The 931-nt window shown below is 63.6% G+C and carries 1 protein-coding gene and 1 pseudogene; both read right to left on the bottom strand.

Annotated features, from left to right (window positions below; all coding sequences use genetic code 11):
• Positions 1-370: pseudogene (locus EN914_RS36655) on the bottom strand (D-allulose-6-phosphate 3-epimerase); the annotation flags it as partial.
• On the bottom strand, positions 367-931 hold a 565-nt coding region (locus EN914_RS36650), incomplete at its 5' end, for an alpha/beta fold hydrolase (protein WP_245497942.1). The pseudogene EN914_RS36655 and the gene EN914_RS36650, both read right to left, overlap by 4 nt.

The raw sequence follows: 931 nt of genomic DNA, 5'->3' as shown, positions 1-931 counted from the left end.
CCCGCGCCAGCCGCACGGCGCGCAATCCCGCCTCGCCATTCTCGGCATGGACGCTGATCATGTCGGCGCCGGCTTCGATGAACTGGCGCGTCTGCGCCTCGACGATTGCTTCATCGACCATCAGGTGGACATGGATCGGCTTGGCCGTCAGTCCGGCGATGCGGGCGACGAGGTCGGGGAAGAACAGGAAGGACGGGGCGAAATGACCGTCCGCCACATCGATATGATGAAGATCGACATAGGGTTCGATGCGCTTCAAGTCGTTCTCGAAATTGGCAAGATTGGCAGACCAGAGCGAGAATTCGGCGATCATGCGATCGCGTGGCAGTTCGGCGATGGCGGCCGGGCCGGAGAGAGATTTCGAGATCATGATTGGTCCTGCTTGTCAAAATTTGTGTTGAGAAAGCCGCCGATGGCGGCGCGGATTTCGGCGAAATGGCGCTCCTTGTCGGTGGCCTTCGGCGTCACCTCGACAAAGGCGGCATTGGGGATGGTGTCTGCAAGGCTGCGCGCGGTGGCCAGCGGATGGACGAGATCGATGCCGCTGCCGATGACGAGTGTCGGGAGCGCGAGGCCGGCGGCCGCTGCCCGCGTCACGCCGGGCCCATCGTTTGCGATCGCTCGCATCACCTCGGCGAAAACATTCGCATTGGCGCGCGCGAAAAAGCCGAGCAGGGAAGCAAGATTGTCCGGCGCCTCGATGCGAAAGCGAGCCGCCGTGGCGGAGGCCGCAAACGCATCGCGCGCGTCATCCAGCGGACGGCCGCGGATGAGCTCCGCCACTTCCACGTAAGGGCGCATGTTTTGCGATGCCGCGTCGAAAGCCCAGGCAGGGCGAACAAGCACGAGACCTGTGACCCTATCCGGGTGCCGGGCAGCAAGCGTCCTTTTTCGATCGAGATGTTCGCCGACGACGTGTTGGCTGCCGCCG

This window comes from Mesorhizobium sp. M7A.F.Ca.CA.001.08.2.1 (assembly GCF_003998455.1).
Classification (GTDB): domain Bacteria; phylum Pseudomonadota; class Alphaproteobacteria; order Rhizobiales; family Rhizobiaceae; genus Mesorhizobium; species Mesorhizobium ciceri.
The sequence above is the reverse complement of the archived record's forward strand: the minus strand, read 5'-3'. Positions and strand labels throughout refer to the sequence as shown.